General features: G+C 36.2%; 11 protein-coding genes. 5 read left to right on the top strand and 6 right to left on the bottom strand.

Going from position 1 to position 17,129, the window contains the following annotated elements; all coding sequences use genetic code 11:
- Positions 1-594: 594 nt before the first annotated feature.
- Positions 595-2,028 (bottom strand): FAD-dependent monooxygenase, encoded by a 1,434-nt coding sequence (locus CKF58_RS02710; RefSeq protein ID WP_119530655.1) that lies wholly within the window; start codon positions 2,026-2,028, stop codon positions 595-597.
- Positions 2,029-3,005: 977 nt separating this feature from the next.
- Between CKF58_RS02710 and miaB the strand changes: the two genes are divergently transcribed.
- From miaB to CKF58_RS02685, 5 genes are all read left to right on the top strand, one after another.
- Positions 3,006-4,430 carry a tRNA (N6-isopentenyl adenosine(37)-C2)-methylthiotransferase MiaB gene (gene miaB, locus CKF58_RS02705; RefSeq protein WP_119530652.1) on the top strand — a complete coding sequence of 475 codons (1,425 nt, stop codon included), beginning with the start codon at positions 3,006-3,008 and terminating at the stop codon, positions 4,428-4,430.
- Between the two features lie 859 nt (positions 4,431-5,289).
- Positions 5,290-6,210, top strand: a complete 921-nt coding sequence (locus CKF58_RS02700; protein WP_119530650.1) for a phosphatase PAP2 family protein — start codon at positions 5,290-5,292, stop codon at positions 6,208-6,210.
- 351 nt (positions 6,211-6,561) lie between these two features.
- Positions 6,562-7,785, top strand: a complete 1,224-nt coding sequence (hemC, locus tag CKF58_RS02695) for a hydroxymethylbilane synthase (RefSeq protein WP_222987669.1) — start codon at positions 6,562-6,564, stop codon at positions 7,783-7,785.
- Between the two features lie 549 nt (positions 7,786-8,334).
- Complete coding sequence (locus tag CKF58_RS02690; protein WP_119530644.1) at positions 8,335-8,850, top strand: regulatory protein RecX; 516 nt, start codon at positions 8,335-8,337, stop codon at positions 8,848-8,850.
- A gap of 9 nt (positions 8,851-8,859) precedes the next feature.
- Positions 8,860-9,537, top strand: coding sequence for a DUF3413 domain-containing protein (locus CKF58_RS02685; RefSeq protein WP_119530641.1), 678 nt, complete (start codon positions 8,860-8,862; stop codon positions 9,535-9,537).
- A 448-nt stretch (positions 9,538-9,985) separates the two neighbouring features.
- Here the strand turns inward: CKF58_RS02685 and CKF58_RS02680 are convergent, their stop codons facing one another.
- The 5 genes from CKF58_RS02680 to CKF58_RS02660 form a co-directional block, all read right to left on the bottom strand.
- Positions 9,986-11,149, bottom strand: a complete 1,164-nt coding sequence (locus CKF58_RS02680) for an IS1634 family transposase (protein WP_222987668.1) — start codon at positions 11,147-11,149, stop codon at positions 9,986-9,988.
- 492 nt (positions 11,150-11,641) lie between these two features.
- Positions 11,642-12,706, bottom strand: coding sequence for a hypothetical protein (locus CKF58_RS02675; protein ID WP_147397197.1), 1,065 nt, complete (start codon positions 12,704-12,706; stop codon positions 11,642-11,644).
- Between the two features lie 819 nt (positions 12,707-13,525).
- The gene (gene rimM / locus CKF58_RS02670) at positions 13,526-14,050 is read right to left on the bottom strand and encodes a ribosome maturation factor RimM (protein WP_119530660.1); all 525 of its coding nucleotides are present in this window, start codon (positions 14,048-14,050) and stop codon (positions 13,526-13,528) included.
- Positions 14,051-14,185: 135 nt separating this feature from the next.
- Complete coding sequence (ribA, locus tag CKF58_RS02665) at positions 14,186-14,896, bottom strand: GTP cyclohydrolase II (RefSeq protein ID WP_119530657.1); 711 nt, start codon at positions 14,894-14,896, stop codon at positions 14,186-14,188.
- A 19-nt stretch (positions 14,897-14,915) separates the two neighbouring features.
- Positions 14,916-16,757, bottom strand: a complete 1,842-nt coding sequence (locus CKF58_RS02660; RefSeq protein ID WP_119530633.1) for an exonuclease domain-containing protein — start codon at positions 16,755-16,757, stop codon at positions 14,916-14,918.
- Positions 16,758-17,129: the final 372 nt, after the last annotated feature.

Below are 17,129 nucleotides of genomic sequence, written 5' to 3'. Positions count from 1 at the left end.
TTGTTTGTTTGTTTGTTTGTCATTATAACATACCTATGTAAGCAACTTCAAGCTATAGAGCTGAAAAACAAGCATTATTTTCCAAAACCATCCTGACATTTCAGAAATTCTGACCTATTACAACAAATAATGCCTAAGTCTTAAACTTAGGATTATCGTGTAATTTATTTCTATAATTTTATATTGCAGTTTGATACAGCCATTATATGTTAAAACGCATGAGAATATCTTTTCTCATGCGTTTTAATTGCCTATTTTTCTCTTGTTTCTACTCTTAGCCTTGCCGAAGATAGATCTAGATTATAATCATCCTATCAAGCCAGCAGCCGAACAATCAAGATGATTAGCCTTCTTTACTTTAGATATTTCTTGTTTGCGTAAGTTTAATCCTACATAACTTAAGTGATGCACCACAAAGACAAGTTTAAGTAACTAAAACAAGTCTAAGTATAAGTATCTAAGACAAGTTAAAGAGTAGATATGTGGATCGGGATTTAAGACAAGTTTAAGCGTAAGTCTTTGAATAGGTATTTAAGACAATTTCTACCCTAGAAATAAACCTAGGTATGCAAGTTAGATCTACGCTGTCGCTCGCTATAAGCCAGCTTCGTCTTTCCCAGATTTAGTACGACTATTGGCTAAGAAGTTACTTAATTTATTCAGGATCGTAAACACACTACGATGTACACTACGATCTCCATTTGCATAGTTTAGAGCTTCATGTTTTAAAGGAGTAATACTTAAAATGCGATAGAGATTAGGTTTAATCATTTTAAAGATCCCTAATTGCGATACATAAGTATGATGTAAGAACGAAAGAAACTCTTGCATTGCAGTGTTGTCTGTAAATCTTTCGCGAGCATAAGCTAAAGCTAGTGCTTCTAAAGATTTAAAGTCACGATTCGCAAACAGTAGATCTAAGCATTGCACATCTTGTAAACCTAAGTTTAAACCTTGTCCAGCTAATGGGCTAACTGTATGTGCTGCATCTCCGAGCAAGAGAACATTATTTTGCCAATAATGTTTCGCGCGTTTACGAGCTAAAGGGAAGCTTACTGCTTGTAACACTTTAAGCTCAGTTCCTACACGATCACTTGGAAATTTTTGTAATACTTGCGTTGTTAGACGTGCTAATGGCATTTGCTGTAAAGCATCAATGGTTTCGATTTGGTCGTACCAACAAAGCACTCCTGTATTTTCACTTTCAGGTAGCCAAGCTTTAGGACCATGCTCGTCTATATACTGCCAAGTATGATGCGCATACTTACTAGTTACTGCAGCATCTGTTTCCACTTGAATAAGCAGACATTTAGTTGGATAGCTATGAGTATCTACACCGATGTTGGCTTGTTGACGCCAATAACTATTTGCGCCATCAGCAGCAAGCACTAGGTTTGTTACTAAGCTTAAACCTGTATTAAAAGTAATATGCCATGCATGTTGACTAGCAAGAGGTTTATATTGCTCTGAAACATTAAACTCTCCAGCTAAGTTTAAACGTTGGGCATTGGTTACTTGAATTTGCGATAAGAAAATAAAATTCTCATATGCCTGACAAGCTTGTAATAAACCTTGCACTAAAGCCGCATTCTCCACCATATATCCCAGTTCTTGAATGTCTACTTCCTGAGCGGTAAAGAAAGTTTCTGGCTGTTGCTCAGCGTATAAACTTAAAGTGTCATAAGCATTTACGCGTAAGGCTTTAATATAGTCCCAAGCACCTAAAGAATCTAAATAAGAGGCATTAACATGATTAACCGCAAAGATCTTTACATCACGTTGTTCAGCTGACCAAGGTGTTAATGCTTGTGGGTCATGTAAAACAACCGTATAACCTTGCTTTAATAAAGCTAAGGCTGTAGCCAGACCTACGCATCCTGCTCCAGCAATGAATACAGCACGAGCCTGTTGCTCTTGCAGTTTAGCTAATGAGCTCTGAGTAGCTGGAGTTAAGTTTAAAGCCTCTAAATCTCCGAGTGCAGTTACTTGTAATGCTGTCTTTGCAGCAGAATTAAAGGTAAAAGCCATAATTACTTCCTAAAACGAACTAGTTCTCACTAGTTACACTCAAAATAAGAATAAATTGTATTTGTTGCAATAAAAAGCTGCATTTAACTCTAAACTCTCCCTCATAGGTTAAAAGTCTAAGTTTAGCTAGCTAATTGCTGGTATAATTTGTCTAGCAAAATTTGCTCAAGCTAGATTTTACATACTCCCACTTCCACTAATGCTAACTATAAAGTTAATTACTAATTAACTAATTAAGTATAAGTTGGTAACTAATTAGATATAAGTTAGTAACTAATTAAATATAAGTTGGATAAGTTTAACCTAGCGAGCTTAAGGTGTCCTCATTATAACAAAATCCACCTAGGTCTCTAGTCTAATCTACAGCACCGGCAACATAAGTAGCTCTATTGTAAAGGCAATGCTGATCGATTTTGATTGCTGACATTGTGCTTACTTTGTGTCTACTTTGTGTCTACTTGATTGCTTATATTGGGCTTACTTGGTTGCTTATATTGAGCTTACTTGGTTGATTTTATCGTTGCTTCCATGGTTGCTTAATTTGTTGCTAATTTCATTGCTACTACAAGGGCAAAAAACGCTAATTGTTGAGCTTGGGAGTAGGCAATAACTTGGAAGTAGGCAATAAGTAACATAAGAGGTTTAATTAGAATTAGGGAATAAATAGCATAAGGGGATCAATTGGTGATTTTGTTTTAAGTATGAGGAATAAAGTTTACCCTTAAGCTTTTGCGTTTTGCTATTAGGAAGAATGTCGCAACCATTCTTCTTCATGAGTTGAGGTATTTCGGTAAGAGCATCTTCGCTTCAGCGCTTTTACAATGCTTAATATTACGCTATGTTGCTAATATCACGCTATGTTGCTAGTTAGATTCTAACTTTATAGCATGGCTATCTCTTGTAGAGCGCGAGCACTATATGCTTGTATCAGCCCTCACTATGTTGATGTAACTTTGTTTTATTATTTTCGATTATTTATGAGCAAAAAACTATACATTAAAACATGGGGCTGCCAAATGAATGAATATGATTCAGGAAAAATGGCAGACCTTTTACAAGCTACTAAAGGCATGGAATTAACAGAAGTGCCGGAAGAAGCAGATGTACTTTTATTAAATACTTGTTCAATTCGTGAAAAAGCACAAGAAAAAGTATTCCACCAATTAGGTCGTTGGAAAAACATTAAAAAAGACCGCAATGTAATTATTGGTGTAGGTGGTTGTGTGGCTTCACAAGAAGGTGAACACATTAAAGAACGTGCACCATATGTAGATATTATCTTTGGTCCACAAACAATCCACCGTTTACCAGAATTAATTACGCAAATTCAAAACGGACAGAAAAACGTAATTGACGTTTCTTTCCCAATGATTGAAAAATTTGACATGCTGCCTGAGCCACGCGCTGAAGGTCCAACTGCTTATGTATCAATCATGGAAGGTTGTAACAAATTCTGTTCGTTCTGTGTTGTACCTTATACCCGTGGGGAAGAAGTTTCTCGTCCATTAGATGACGTACTATATGAAATTGCTTCTCTAGCACAACAAGGGGTACGTGAAGTTAACCTTTTAGGACAAAACGTAAATGCTTACCGTGGAGAAAAAGCTGATGGTACGATCTGTACATTTGCTGAATTACTACGTTTAGTAGCGTCAATTGATGGTATTGACCGTCTACGTTTTACTACTTCACACCCAATTGAGTTTACTGACGATATTATCGATGTATATCGTGATACACCAGAACTAGTAAGCTTCTTACACTTACCTGTACAATCAGGTTCAGATCGTATTCTAAACTTAATGCGTCGTAACCACACGCGCTTAGAGTATAAGTTCATTATCCGTAAACTACGTGAAGCTCGTCCAGATATTCAAATCTCTTCAGACTTTATCGTAGGTTTCCCTAACGAAACAGATCAAGATTTCGAAGATACGATGAACTTAATTGCTGATGTGAACTTTGACATGTCATACAGCTTTATTTACTCAGCACGTCCAGGTACTCCTGCTGCTGATATCGAAGACAACGTTTCTGAAGAAACGAAAAAACAACGTCTGTACCTATTACAACAACGTATTAACCAACAAGCAATGGCGTATTCACGTCGTATGTTAGGGACTGTACAACGTGTGTTAGTTGAAGGTATTTCGAAGAAAAACATTATGGAGTTAACAGGTCGTACCGAAAACAACCGTGTAGTTAACTTTGCTGGTGAACCAGAATTAATTGGTACATTTGTTGATCTAGAAATTACAGATGTTTACACTAACTCACTACGTGGAAAAATAGTTGCACGTGAAAACGAACTAAATCTGCGTAAACACACTTCAGCTGCAGAAATGATGACTCGTACAGCCAAAGAAGATGAGAATGGTGTAGGTCACTATCGTGCTCACTAATTTGCTAGATGAATAAGAAGTGAATAAGTTTTATTCCCTAGATTAAAACTCAAATTCAAATCTCAATTTTTACTTCCCCCTTGCTAAACAGCAAGGGGGTTAGTTTGTATTATTTTGAGATACAACTGACCTCTAGCTCGAGATCTTGTTTAGTGTCTAGTTTTATGTCTGATTTGGTGTCTGGTTTGGTGTCTAGTTTGAGATCTGATTTGTTGTCTAGTTTGAGGTATAGTTTGAGGTCTGGTTTTAGATCTAATTTGAGGTCTGGTTTGAGGTCGATTCTTAGGTCTATTCTGAGATCAGTCTGAAATCTGGTTTGTATGATCTTCGGGGTACAGCTCAGATACAACTTAAAGATTAAAGTTGTATTGAAATTGCATTAAGGTTGTACTAAGGTTGTATTGAGATTGTATTCAAGCTTATATTGAGATTGTCTTAAGGCTATATTAAGATAGTATCGAAGTTGTATTGAGATTATATTTAATTTGTCTTTACTTTGTTCCCTTACGCTAACATTTTTACCAAGCTAACTCTGCTCAAGCCTGTATTTTCGTGCAAAAATGACAAAAGTATAGTAAAATAGTTCGCAGTTAGTTTAAACACCCAGACTAATTGACATGTATGGAGTGCAATAGCTAGCTAACCTAAATTTTTTCAAAAGATATTTTATATAGATTATTAGCCACTCTATCGCAAATGTGAGTGGCTTTTTTTACTTGAATTTTTCCTCACCTGAGGCATATTTTTGTTAAAATAAGCCAAAGATTTTCGCTTGCATGCGATTCATGCAAGACTTATATTTCTAAACTTAAGTTTTAGATCACAGCGCTTTAGCTTAGCGCTTGCATATTAAAATAGTATGAAATTTAGTTATTTTTATATCCCGTTTGTGATTCTGCTAGCAGTTCCTTGTGTCTTCATTTTTATGGGTTATGCATGGGATCTTAATCAACTAGCGTCACACAGTAGTTTTTGGTCATATATTACAGCTACGGCTAATACTAAGTCGGCTATGGTTCTCTCTGCCATTTTCTTATTAGTATTACTTTCGTTTTACTATCGTAACTTACCGCTAAGTATTGCTATTACGGTTTATTGTGCTTTTGCTGTAGCAGGTACTCAACTTATTAAAGAGGGTTTAAAAGCCACTTTCCAAGAACCTCGTCCATTTGTTTATCAAATCGCCTACCGTTTAACTGATATTGGTGATAAGCACTTTGTGGCAAACTTCGATCAACAATATAAAGCCGAGTTAGCTGCTAAAGGTGTACAAGTTACAACCGAGGAAACTCCAGAAGCTGCAGCTGCTAATGAGTCAGCGCAATCAACCACTCAAGGCATTATCAACTATTACTACGACCTTAGCAAAGAAGGTAAAGAAGCTTTCATTAAATATTTTGAAAGTACATACATGGTTGGTGATGGTGAAAGTGCTCGTCGTAACGCTTTAAATCACTTAGTTGCTGAAAGCCCATACTCATTCCCATCAGGTCATAGTATTTTTGCGGCCACTTGGGTAATGATTTTCTTTGTAATGGCATATGCAGCGAAGAAACTAACTTTCTGGTTAGTAGCCTTTGGGGTACTTGGTTGGGGTATTTGCGTAGAAGTGAGTCGTATTATCCTTGGCTATCATTATGCACATGATGTTTTAGCTTCGAATATGATTGCTGGGGTATTTGTCTTTGCGACCTTCTGGCTCATGCGTGTGGTGTATAAAATTGCGCTTAAACGTATGGCTCCTGAACAAGCAGCCGAAAGTGCAGCAAAAGCTGAATAACTCTGTTATAATCAACCTATATTGCTCGATTTTACACTGCAAATTAGTCCATCCAGTGTAATCTAATTCATATCTTATTCATCTTAAGTAAATTAATGAAGTGATTGATTTACTATAGTTTCTGTTATTAATATATCTTTCATATTTCATATAACTTAATGTTAAGTTATGAACTCCTAAAAGTATTAGCCCAATCCTTTCCGATTGGGCTTTTTTATGACATTTTTTTTCTCGCCTTTAGAGGCTTGGCTTATAATAGCAAGGGCTAGTTGCAGCAACTAGCACTTATCATTTATTCTCGGTTATTTTTGAGTTCAGCTTGAACTAGTAGTAAAGCTGACGTTTATGTATATGAAAAATCAGCAACTCCCTTTAGTTATTGCCACTCGTAATAGCGACTTAGCTTTATGGCAAGCGCGCATGGTACAACAATTAATTGCAGAGCATCCTGTATTTAGTCAGTTCCAACCAATTTTATTACCGATGGTATCAACCGGTGATAAAAAGCTCGAAACTTCTCTAGCTAAGGTTGGTGGTAAAGGTCTTTTTACCTATGAGCTTGAACAAGCAATGGAACAGCGTCAAGCGCAAATTGCCGTGCATTCGCTTAAAGATGTACCTGTAACCCCAGATCAAAAATATACCTACTCTTATTTAGGACGTGTGTACTACGAAGATGTAGCTGTTTTTCCAACTGGCAGTAAATGGACGCGCTTAGAGGATCTACCTCAAGATAGTGTAGTCGGTACAGCTTCAGTACGTCGTCGTGCGCTTTTAGCTAATAAGTATCCTCATTTAAAAGTAAAACTTTTACGTGGTAATGTAAATACACGTTTAGCTAAACTTGATGATCCTGCGCAAGGTTATGATGCAATTATTTTGGCACGTGCTGGGCTTGAACGTTTAGGCTTACTCGCTAATTACAACTATCAGATTTTAGATCAATTTGACTGGGTAAGTGCTCCTGGACAAGGTATAGTTGCTATTCAGTGGGATAAAGCTCAACTACCAAGTATTTTAGCCCCACTCTTAAATGATCCAGTTAATTATGTGCTTAGTTACTTAGAGCGTACGGTTAGTGCTAAACTAGGTGGCTCGTGTTCATTACCTCTAGGGGTTTATGCTTATTTTATTAATAGCGAAGGTAAAGCTATTTCTAGCTCACAACTAAGTAAAGCTTTCCAAGAGCAACAAGCACAAATTTTACCTCAACTCTTAGCAAGAGTACAACCTACTACAAAACAAAATAACTTAGATAGCGAACAACTTAAGTTAATCGTAAAAACTTACCTTGAACTAATTAGCAGCGATCCAACTTTAAAGAAAGCTTTAGCTGCTTTTGATATACAGCAAGTGCGCATTAACTTCTACGCTGGAGATCTACAAGCGCAAGAATTTACGCTAAACCGTGCTTATACGATTACCTTTAATCATGAGCACTTAGTTAATTACCATAGCCCGCAAGTTACAGCTCTACTTAATCATATTATCCAAGATATAGTTGAGGAAGCAAAATTTGCTGGCTTTGAGAAACTATTACCTATTGTTGAACGTCAATTAGCTGACAAGCAATAGCTTGTCACAAGTAATCTCGTCCTAGTCTAAAAAGTCGTATGGCATACAATCTAAAAAATAATATGCCATATAGTCTCAAAAGTGTAAGCTAGAGACGCAGCTTATAAACATAGCTTACATAGCTTACATAGCTTAGAAACATCGCTTAGAAACATAACCTATAAGCATTGACTAAAAATTAGCTGTAAGCTCTTCTCTAGTTACAGATAAAGCATGACTAGTCACTTCTTTAGAGAAGCTGATACTTTCTAAAATCGTTGGTTGTCTCGTAAATAATGAGTTTATAACTCATCTCTAAGTCAAGTTGAGCCTGGTTGAGTTAAATCGAGTTAAGCTATACGCTTATCCTAAACTTATACTATCAAGGCTTCGAAGTAATACTTCGAAGCCTTAAATGTTTTTGTTCTTCCTACCAGACTAACTCAATTGTAGGACATCCTTGTATGATAGTTTTACCTCGAACTTAGAGAAGACTTATAATATAAGCACAGCTTTAAACTTCTTAACCATAATCTTAAAGCTGTATGCTTAACTACAGGAAATTTAAATATGGCTAAACGTTTAACAGCTTATGACTATTTAATTTACTTGCTTTCTAAGCGAGAGTGTTCAGCTCATCAGCTCTTACAAAAACTGCGCGAAAAAGGTTATGAAGCACAAGAGAGTGAGCAAGCTTTAGAAATCTGCCAAAGCAAAAACTATCAAAGCGATAAGCGCTTTGCCGAAGTTTTTGTGCACGACCAAGCGCTCTCGCGCTTTGGTCCACAGAATATTCGTCAAAAACTACGCCAAAAAGGTGTTAGCAACGAAGACATTGAGCAAGCACTTGAACAAGCGCAAGTTAATTGGCAGCACCAAGCCTTTGCACTCTTTATTGCTAAAGACTTTCACAACTTAGATCTTAAAGATCCTAAAGTGAAAGCCAAAGTAACTCGAGGCATGCTCTCTAAAGGTTATGAGTTTGCGCACTTACAATACATTAGTCAAACTCTTAAAACTCTGCAAGAACTAAATATCAGTCCTCTTGAGTTTATTGTTGAACATGATTTTACTTTGCCTGAATAGGAGAAGTTAATGCATATTCTCTTAAATTCTACTCAATATCTAACTCCTAGCCAACGCCGCATTATGAACTTAAGATGGGCATATTGGTTCGTCTTATGTAATCTAGTTATCTTCTGGCTTTTAGGCTTACGCTATATTTCTGGCTTACATATTCATAATGCTATTAGTATGGGCTATTTTTTAGCCACTAATTTTAGTCATTTTTTTCTACTCTCACTTATTAGTTTAGTGATCCCTATACTCGTAGTTTTTATCATTAAAAATGACTTCTATTACCGACTAGTAGTTGCCACTTACTATACTTTATTGATCAGCCTGCTCATGCTCGATCAAGCGGTATATAACATTTTTTACGAACACTTACGGTGGATAAATCTTGTTGACCTCTTGCTAGCCCATGCACGTTATCAAGTAGACTTTGTAAATGTGTATTTTATTGCTATTCCGTTTATCTTGCTATTTGAAGTACTATTTAGTGCTTATATTTGGCGACGGATTCTCCACTTACACTTTCGTTCAAAGTTTACGTATATTTTCTTTTTCTTAATGCTTATTTGTATTTGCTGGAGTAATAGTTTATATATTTATGCCATGAATACAGATAATGTGGATATTTTAAAATATCGTTCAGTGTTTCCTTTAATGTTCTACTTTACTCCTGATAATGGGTTAGATTACTTGCCTTAATTATTCCTAAATAATTTAGTACATGCAATATCTTAGATAAAATTAGAACAGAATACATAGTAAAACACAAAACACACTAGCAAACCATATACAATTTATTGCAAATTTTAAACGCTAAAGGTCTTAGAAATTTTTCTAAGACCTTTATTTTGTAAAGATAAAATTTAGAACCCGAATTCCGCAAATTAAAATAAAACGCCAGACTTTTTTTAAATATTTTTCTTAATCGCATCCGTAAAGTCATCTACTGAGATGCCTACTGCTTTAAGTAGCTTTTTCTGTAAAGTTGACATAACAGAAACTTCTAAGTTACCGTTTTTAATTTAAGCACATGGTTGCTATTAAGCTCTTTGATCATATCTTCTATCGAATAAGTAGCAAGAGTATGATCTTTACGAACTGCATCAGTAAATTGATTGTAAATAATTAAAGAAGTAAACGCTGTAAGTTATTTACCGATAGAAGCTTCTGAAGTGTGAGTTCTATAGGTTTTAAATCCAAGAACGTTTTTAATAATATGCATCATTGTTTCGACGTAATTTCTTCTATAAATGTTTAGTACAGATAAAGAATCTCTTGGTGTATTCGTTATCACTGTGAAGAAGTCACATTTCTTTTGAAGTTCACGGTACTTATCTTCATCTACACAAATGTCACTAGCAGTTAAAGCAGTGTCACCATGAGGTTTTATCTCAAGAACAGATCCATAACGAGACAGTAATTTCTTAGGATTACCAAGATACTTTATTGCTTCTTCTTTTAAAGCATCGGTCTTATTTCTTAGAGCTTTTCTCTTTTCATGTAGTAGCTTGTAATCTAAATATACGTGGGCATTTACAGGTACTCCAAGATAGTCTGTATCGTATCTTTTTGAGAAAACATCTTCATCGTAAGTTAATTTCCCATCAAAAAGAATGTTTCCATAGCTTTTCTCTACTAATTCTTTGTAAAGAGTGCTTTCTTCACTAATCACTGTAGTAAATTTAACATTTTCATAACTTAGCGTTTGTAATGCTTTTTTAGAACAGCAACCATTATCAAAAACCAACTCGATATCAGGATCTTTAACGTTCGGTAGAAGTCTCATGGTATTACGAGAGAAATGAGAGATATCGTTACAGTTACCATTGAAGAGGTCAAAGTTGACTGGAATCTTGGTTTCAGGATCAATAATTAAAGCAAAATTCATTTGTGGTAAATCATTGCGATCACGATTATATCCACGTTTAACTAGTTCATTTTTGTAAGTTTCTGCATATGAACTATGAGAAGTTATATCGAAGATTGCTGACATCCCATCGTAGTATCTGTTTTTTGACCATACTTCTTTAAAATCTTCAACTTTCGTTGAGATTTCCTTGAAGAATTTACTAATATCCTGAGAACTAGATAAGCAGTTCGTTTCATAGTTACGCTCTTTACACCATTGTTCAAACTGTCTTACAGCGTTCTTTTCTTGGTGGTAAAAAGCTGATAAAGCTAGAATTGTATTAATACTTTTCTCGTCAAATACTTCTTCTAATGCTTTTAGAAGACCTACATTTGCAGCAAGTACTTTAGCTACCATGTAATATGCTGGTGTGTGGTGTATCGCTAGTTGTGTAACTTTCACCTTGGGCGTTTTTACCTCTTTTATGCTTAAGTACATAGTATATGTAAACTCCTCCACCTCTTTTTACTCTGTCTGCTGGTCTTGCTACATATCTAGGCTCTTTCATAAAATACTTCTCTAATTATTTTTTATTTTTATAAAAACATCGGGCGTTTGCTTTACCATATCAAAATTAGATATTTAGAGCTAGATTTTTAGTTAATTTTATAGGAAAAATCCTTATTAAATTAAAGCCACGTCGGGCGCTGCGCAGCGGAATTCAGGCTTTAAAGTTTTTATTATTTGCATCTACTAATTGAACTTTTTTTGAATTGGGTAACGTGTAATTTCTGCTCATAAAAATACTAACAAATGATTGCTTTTGGAGACTTATATACTGTTATCAGTTTAATAACAGGCATTATGCCATAAAAGCTTGATATTTGCTTGATTTTTATGCTATCTTTATAAGAGTTATATCAATTTTTGGGAGTCCCTAGTTGTAGGGTACAACTAATCTTTAGTTACTAACCAGTTAAACTTATCTGCACTAAAAGTAATTACTTGCTCTAAAGTTAATGGTCGAGCATTAGCTAAAGTAAAGCTATTGCCATGAATAACTTGGAGTTTACGATCTAAATCAATAATCGTAATTTTACTTTTACGGTAGTCATTTAATGACGCGTTGATAAAAATATATAACGGATCCGTCGCAAGTACTCCCTCATCCGTATTATTCTCACGAATTTGCTTAATAAAGTCCAGAATTAAGTAACTAAACTCATTAGCATCTTTAAGATTGAGTAAGAGCACTGGTAACATGCGCATAGTGCAGATTTGATCGACACTCGCATCGTTATGACTGGCTAAATTATAGTAACTATTACAAAGTAAAGATAGTTGAGCAATGTGATCTAAGTTATTACTTTGAATAGCTTGTTCACCTCGCTCATTAGTTACCAATTGCATATCCTGATTAACAGCATTAGCAATTGGAGTAATTAAGTATCTGATATCTTGTTGATAGGACAAGAAGCTGTGTTTTTGCGCACGGTTTTGTAGTGCTGTTAAGAACGTACTCACTTGCGCTTGATAATCATCAAAAAATCTTTTCTCTTGCTGATAGGCAAGAATGATTTTTTGTGCTAAAGGGTCATGTGCTACTTTAGTACTACTGCTAGCTGCAGGTTTAGCTTTAGCATTGGTGCTTTGAGTAGTACTTTGAGAACTAGCACTTACATTCTTATGCGCAGCAAGTTGTACCGCTCGTTGATTGCTACTACTGCTACTTGGTGCAGATGATTCATGAGCAATAGTTTCAACTTTCACAGTAGGAGTAGCTGCAAGAGAAGTAAAAACTGCTGTCAATGACATTGTCAGATTCGCTTGCTCACTCTTTAATACTTCTGGAGCTACTTGCACTAAGAAATTTTGTGCTTCAGCTTGGCTTAATGCTGCAGTATGTTCACTTACAGGATCTAAAGCTTTTACTACTTGCTCAAGCTCGGCTACTTTTTGATCTAAGTGCTGAGCTGAAGCTGCAGTTAGTGCTGACTGGGCTTGAGTTACTTGACTCATGCTCAAGAAACTAACCACACTAATCCAGATGAAAAGCTTCTGTATTCCTTGCTGAGATAAACGTGCGAATCGCTTTACATGCGACACATATAAAACACTAGCTAACTTTAAAAGTCGAGCTTTTAAAGTTTCTTGCCCTAAGAAAAAGGCAACCGGTTTCATCTTGGCTTAAAGGAAAGATTAAACATTACAAAGTGAAGTCTGGCACTTCTCTTCGTAACCATGATAAATAATTTTAAGTTAAGTAAATATTCTTTGTATGCCTCTAAGAGAGACACAACATTTCATATTATAGCGTGTATTTTTCAACTTGTGAGAAATTATCTGGCAAAATTGTTAAAACTTCGCTCTCAATTAAGTAGAACTAAACTATCTAAAATACAATTGAAAAAATACAACCGAAATAGATATTTAGTTTTGGTTTGTTTCAGTTTGTTTTAGTTAGTTTTAGTTTGTTTTAGTGCAGCTTACTTTATATTGCTTTGGCTAAGTTTGTGGTGTATTACTTTACTTAAGCACGTTTTAGCTGTTTGCTTTACTTACAAGTCTTACTTTACTAATGTTTGTTTGAGCTACTTGGCTTCACTTAAGTTTATTTTATGGGGAGAGTCCCATTTTGCTATACCTAAGCTTTTTGCTTATTTACACATGTAAAAAACGTCTAGTTTTACAAGCCGACCAAAAAATACTTGTAAAACTAGACGAAAGATTCAAATCCAAAAAATTGAGACACCATTGCCTTGGTATCTGCCTAGAGAATCTCTAGGCTTTATTACAATATGCTAAAGCAACAATAAAGTCAAGAGGTTTTTACCAAGTTTAGAATTCCGGATCCCAATCAACTACGATTAATTTGTTTTGGATATCAACTTTTACTAAGTATTGATCCACAAACGGCACTAAACGATCTTTACGTCCGTATTGATCATTTAAAGGAGCTGTTAATTCTAAAACGTCATTAGCACCAGTTTCAAGGATTTGTTTTACTGTGCCTAATTCGTATTCTTCTTGGTTTACTACTTTACAGCCAATTAGATCTTTCCAGTAGTACTCACCTTCAAGTTCTGGTAAATCTTCATTTTTTACATACACGTATAAATTATTAAAAGCCTTAGCTTCTTCAAGTGTATGTAAGCAATCTAATTTACACACTAAATGATTAGCATGAACTTTCCAGTCTTCAACAGTTACTGGAGTCATATTACCATTCAAATTAACTAACCAATTTGGGTAGTTAAAAATGTTTGTTGCTTGTTCAGTATAAGAGTTTACACGAATCCAACCTTTATAACCATAGGTCGAACCTAGTTTACCCACTGTTAGCAGTTTTTCTTTTTTTGCCATGATTTGTCCCTCTGGATTAGGCATGATAAAAGTGGCATAAAGCCTTAAGCGTATTCAGGAGCGCTCGCTCTCTATAGATACGGTGCAGTACTTAGTTATGATGACCACAACTAGGAACTATAATTTCAACGCTCTTTAGTCGTGATGATGACCGCAGTTACATTTATGTGCTGTTGCACCTTTCTCATCTTGAGGTAAGTTTGCTTGCTCTTGGGCTGCAAAATCTACGTCAATATTTTGACTATCAAGTTCATCTTGGGTGAACATATGTTGGAGCTTGTCGGTTTTTACGCGTAAGTAGTTTTCGTTATAAACGTTTTTCCCTACCACAATCGGACGACGGGCTACTACGTTAATACCATCGCGACGCATAGTATCTAGTTTACGTGGGTTATTAGTCATTAACTCTACTGATTTCACTCCTAATAAAGTGTAAATATCAGCACAAGCATTAAAGTCACGCATATCAGCTGGAAAACCTAAAGCTTCATTAGCTTCAACCGTATCCATGCCCTGATCTTGTAAAGCGTAGGCTTTAATTTTGTTGGTTAAGCCAATACCACGACCTTCAGCACGGTGATAAATTAAAACTCCGCGTCCTTCGGCAGCAATATTTTGCATAGCTGTATGTAACTGGAAACCACAGTCACATTTTAAGCTATGAAAAATATCACCAGTTAGACATTCACTGTGAATACGACTTAGGACTTTTTCACCGTCACCTAAATCACCCATTACCATTGCTACGTGTTCTTTGCCATTGGCAAGTTCTTCGAATACATAGATATCAAAAATTCCGTAACGTGTAGGAAGTTTAGCTTTTGCTTTTTGTTCTACTAACATAATTAATCTAGAGCGCATTAGTTTAAGCGCTTTCTGTCTCAGTATTATTTACAACAATTGCTTGTTCTTCAACTGCATACTCTTCTTCGTCTTCAGCTGCTTCAGCTAACTCTGCCTCTTGACGAGCTTTTTCTTGTTGTTGTAATTCGAGTTGTTTAGCTTTAGAAATCAAGTCAAAGGTTGTTACGATATTAAATTCTTCACAAAATTTCTCGTGGCGCTGCAAATCTTCTTCAGACACCGTTACTTTAAGCGTATTTGCTAGCGCAATTAATTCTGGATCTAAAGGAGGAGTATCCTCATCATCGAAGTCCCAGATAATGGGCCGTTTAAAGCCTTTAGTTTTGTCGATTAGCCATTCTTCTTGTAAAGAATTCAGCATACGAATATAGGCATCGGCAAGAATCATGGAGTCAAGTAATGCCCCGTGCAGGTCACGGCGAATACTTACACCAAATCTTTCTGAAAGGGCATCAAGTGATGCACGTCCTTGATACAGACTACGTGCCAATACTAAAGAATCGATTACTAAACAAATATCTTCAACTTCGAAGTTTTTTCCCGCTCGTTTTAACTCCATGTTTAAGAAAGCTAAATCGAAGGGAGCATTATGAATAATGAGTACTTTACCCATAATGCGTTGCACAAATTCATCCACAAACTCGTGGAAAATTGGTGCGTGGATTAAGTCTTTATTTTTAAAACCGTGTACTTTATAGGCTTCGTGCTCGATTTCTACTTCTTCTGGATTAAATACCCAGTCGACCATTTGTTCGGTGTTATCTAGATCTAAACGGTCATTGAAAAACGGCACCATCCCTAAAGTAATGATCCGATGTCCATCGGATGGTTTACGTCCAGGTTCACGAGTCATCCCCGTGGTCTCGGTATCCATAAAGTAGCAGTCGAATTTTTTAGCATGTAGAGCTTTTACGTATTCGAGACTATGCTTGGTAAAGGCATCACCAATCGGATCTGGACGTAATTCAGGATATTGCGCATAGAGTTCTACCTCAAAACGCGTTAAAGGGAATTCTGATTCTTCATAGTCAATCATCCCACCTTGAGTTACTAATGATTGCTTAGCTAAAAAAGTAGCTTCATCATAACTAAAATCAATAGGTGGTGATTGGGAATAACTATGATCCTGTTGGCGATAGATATCGTACACACTATAGTCAAACGGCAGTTCTACTTCTTGTTCGACTGGAGGATTTTCACTATAGTGATCTCCAGTGATAGCTTGCCCTGGAGAGAAGTCTTCGCCTCGTTTTTGCATTAAAGCGGCTTGCACATCATCAGGTGCAGTGGCTTTTTGCTGGGCAAACTGTTGTTGGGTCTGCGCATCTGCGGCGAGAGCTGCCATCCACCCGTCATCAGTTGAAGCATCTAAGCTTGCTGCACCATGATGCTGGGCATGGAGATACTTTTGTTCTGTCGCAAAAGCTTGCTGTCCAGCAAGAATGGCTTGTTGCATTGCTGCGGCCTCAAGCATGCCTTGGGCTTGCGCTTGCCCTTGCATAAAAGCAGCACTATCTTGTGCCAAAGCAGCACTATCTTGTGCCAAAGCAGCACTATCTTGGGCTACAGCAGCACTATCTTGCGCAGCTTGCTCTGCACCTTGCAGACCTTTATTTTTTTGAATAAGGGTTGCTAAGTCTAGATCGTCTTCATCATCTTCATCGTAATCGGGTTCAGCATCACTCGAATATATATTGCTTGATGAACTGCGTTTTTGGGCATCTAGATTAGAAATATCATGTATAGAAAAACTCGATACATGAGTTGAAGAAGTTGACGTTGTATTCTCCGTACTTTCTATAGGTTCTTGAGAAACATCACCAAGAGATTTATCTGCTGTCATCAGTTATCTTCTACGTAAGAGTTAATACTTCCTTGGTATTAAGTACCTACTTAAACCAAGCCCGAAAGTTACTATCGCTGCTTAAATCAGCAGAGGATAAAAACAGTCTTCTATTATAGCATGGTCGTCAAGTATCTCATCTAATCACGCACTTAGGTAACCATACTCTATTCGATAATTGTTAGGAAAGGTAATACCCCACAAACAACCTGAAAAACTAAAAAACTAAAAAGAGAAACCTGATTACACATAATGATAATTTGTATCATGAGAATAATAAGATTGCAGCGCTAGGTAATAAACTTGCAATACTAGAGTGATAATCTTTTCAAGCTAGAGTAATAGACTTTCATCATTAGAGTGGTAAGTTTT

Source organism: Psittacicella hinzii, from assembly GCF_003585935.1.
Classification (GTDB): domain Bacteria; phylum Pseudomonadota; class Gammaproteobacteria; order Enterobacterales; family Psittacicellaceae; genus Psittacicella; species Psittacicella hinzii.
The sequence above is the reverse complement of the archived record's forward strand: the minus strand, read 5'-3'. Positions and strand labels throughout refer to the sequence as shown.

Excerpts from the sequence above, each read along its gene's own strand:
- CKF58_RS02710 (WP_119530655.1), bottom strand. The coding sequence starts at position 2,028 with ATGGCTTTTACCTTTAATTCTGCTGCAAAGACAGCATTACAAGTAACT.
- miaB (WP_119530652.1), top strand. The coding sequence starts at position 3,006 with ATGAGCAAAAAACTATACATTAAAACATGGGGCTGCCAAATGAATGAA.
- CKF58_RS02700 (WP_119530650.1), top strand. The coding sequence starts at position 5,290 with ATGAAATTTAGTTATTTTTATATCCCGTTTGTGATTCTGCTAGCAGTT.
- hemC (WP_222987669.1), top strand. The coding sequence starts at position 6,562 with ATGAAAAATCAGCAACTCCCTTTAGTTATTGCCACTCGTAATAGCGAC.
- CKF58_RS02690 (WP_119530644.1), top strand. The coding sequence starts at position 8,335 with ATGGCTAAACGTTTAACAGCTTATGACTATTTAATTTACTTGCTTTCT.
- CKF58_RS02685 (WP_119530641.1), top strand. The coding sequence starts at position 8,860 with ATGCATATTCTCTTAAATTCTACTCAATATCTAACTCCTAGCCAACGC.
- CKF58_RS02675 (WP_147397197.1), bottom strand. The coding sequence starts at position 12,706 with ATGAGTCAAGTAACTCAAGCCCAGTCAGCACTAACTGCAGCTTCAGCT.
- rimM (WP_119530660.1), bottom strand. The coding sequence starts at position 14,050 with ATGGCAAAAAAAGAAAAACTGCTAACAGTGGGTAAACTAGGTTCGACC.
- CKF58_RS02660 (WP_119530633.1), bottom strand. The coding sequence starts at position 16,757 with ATGACAGCAGATAAATCTCTTGGTGATGTTTCTCAAGAACCTATAGAA.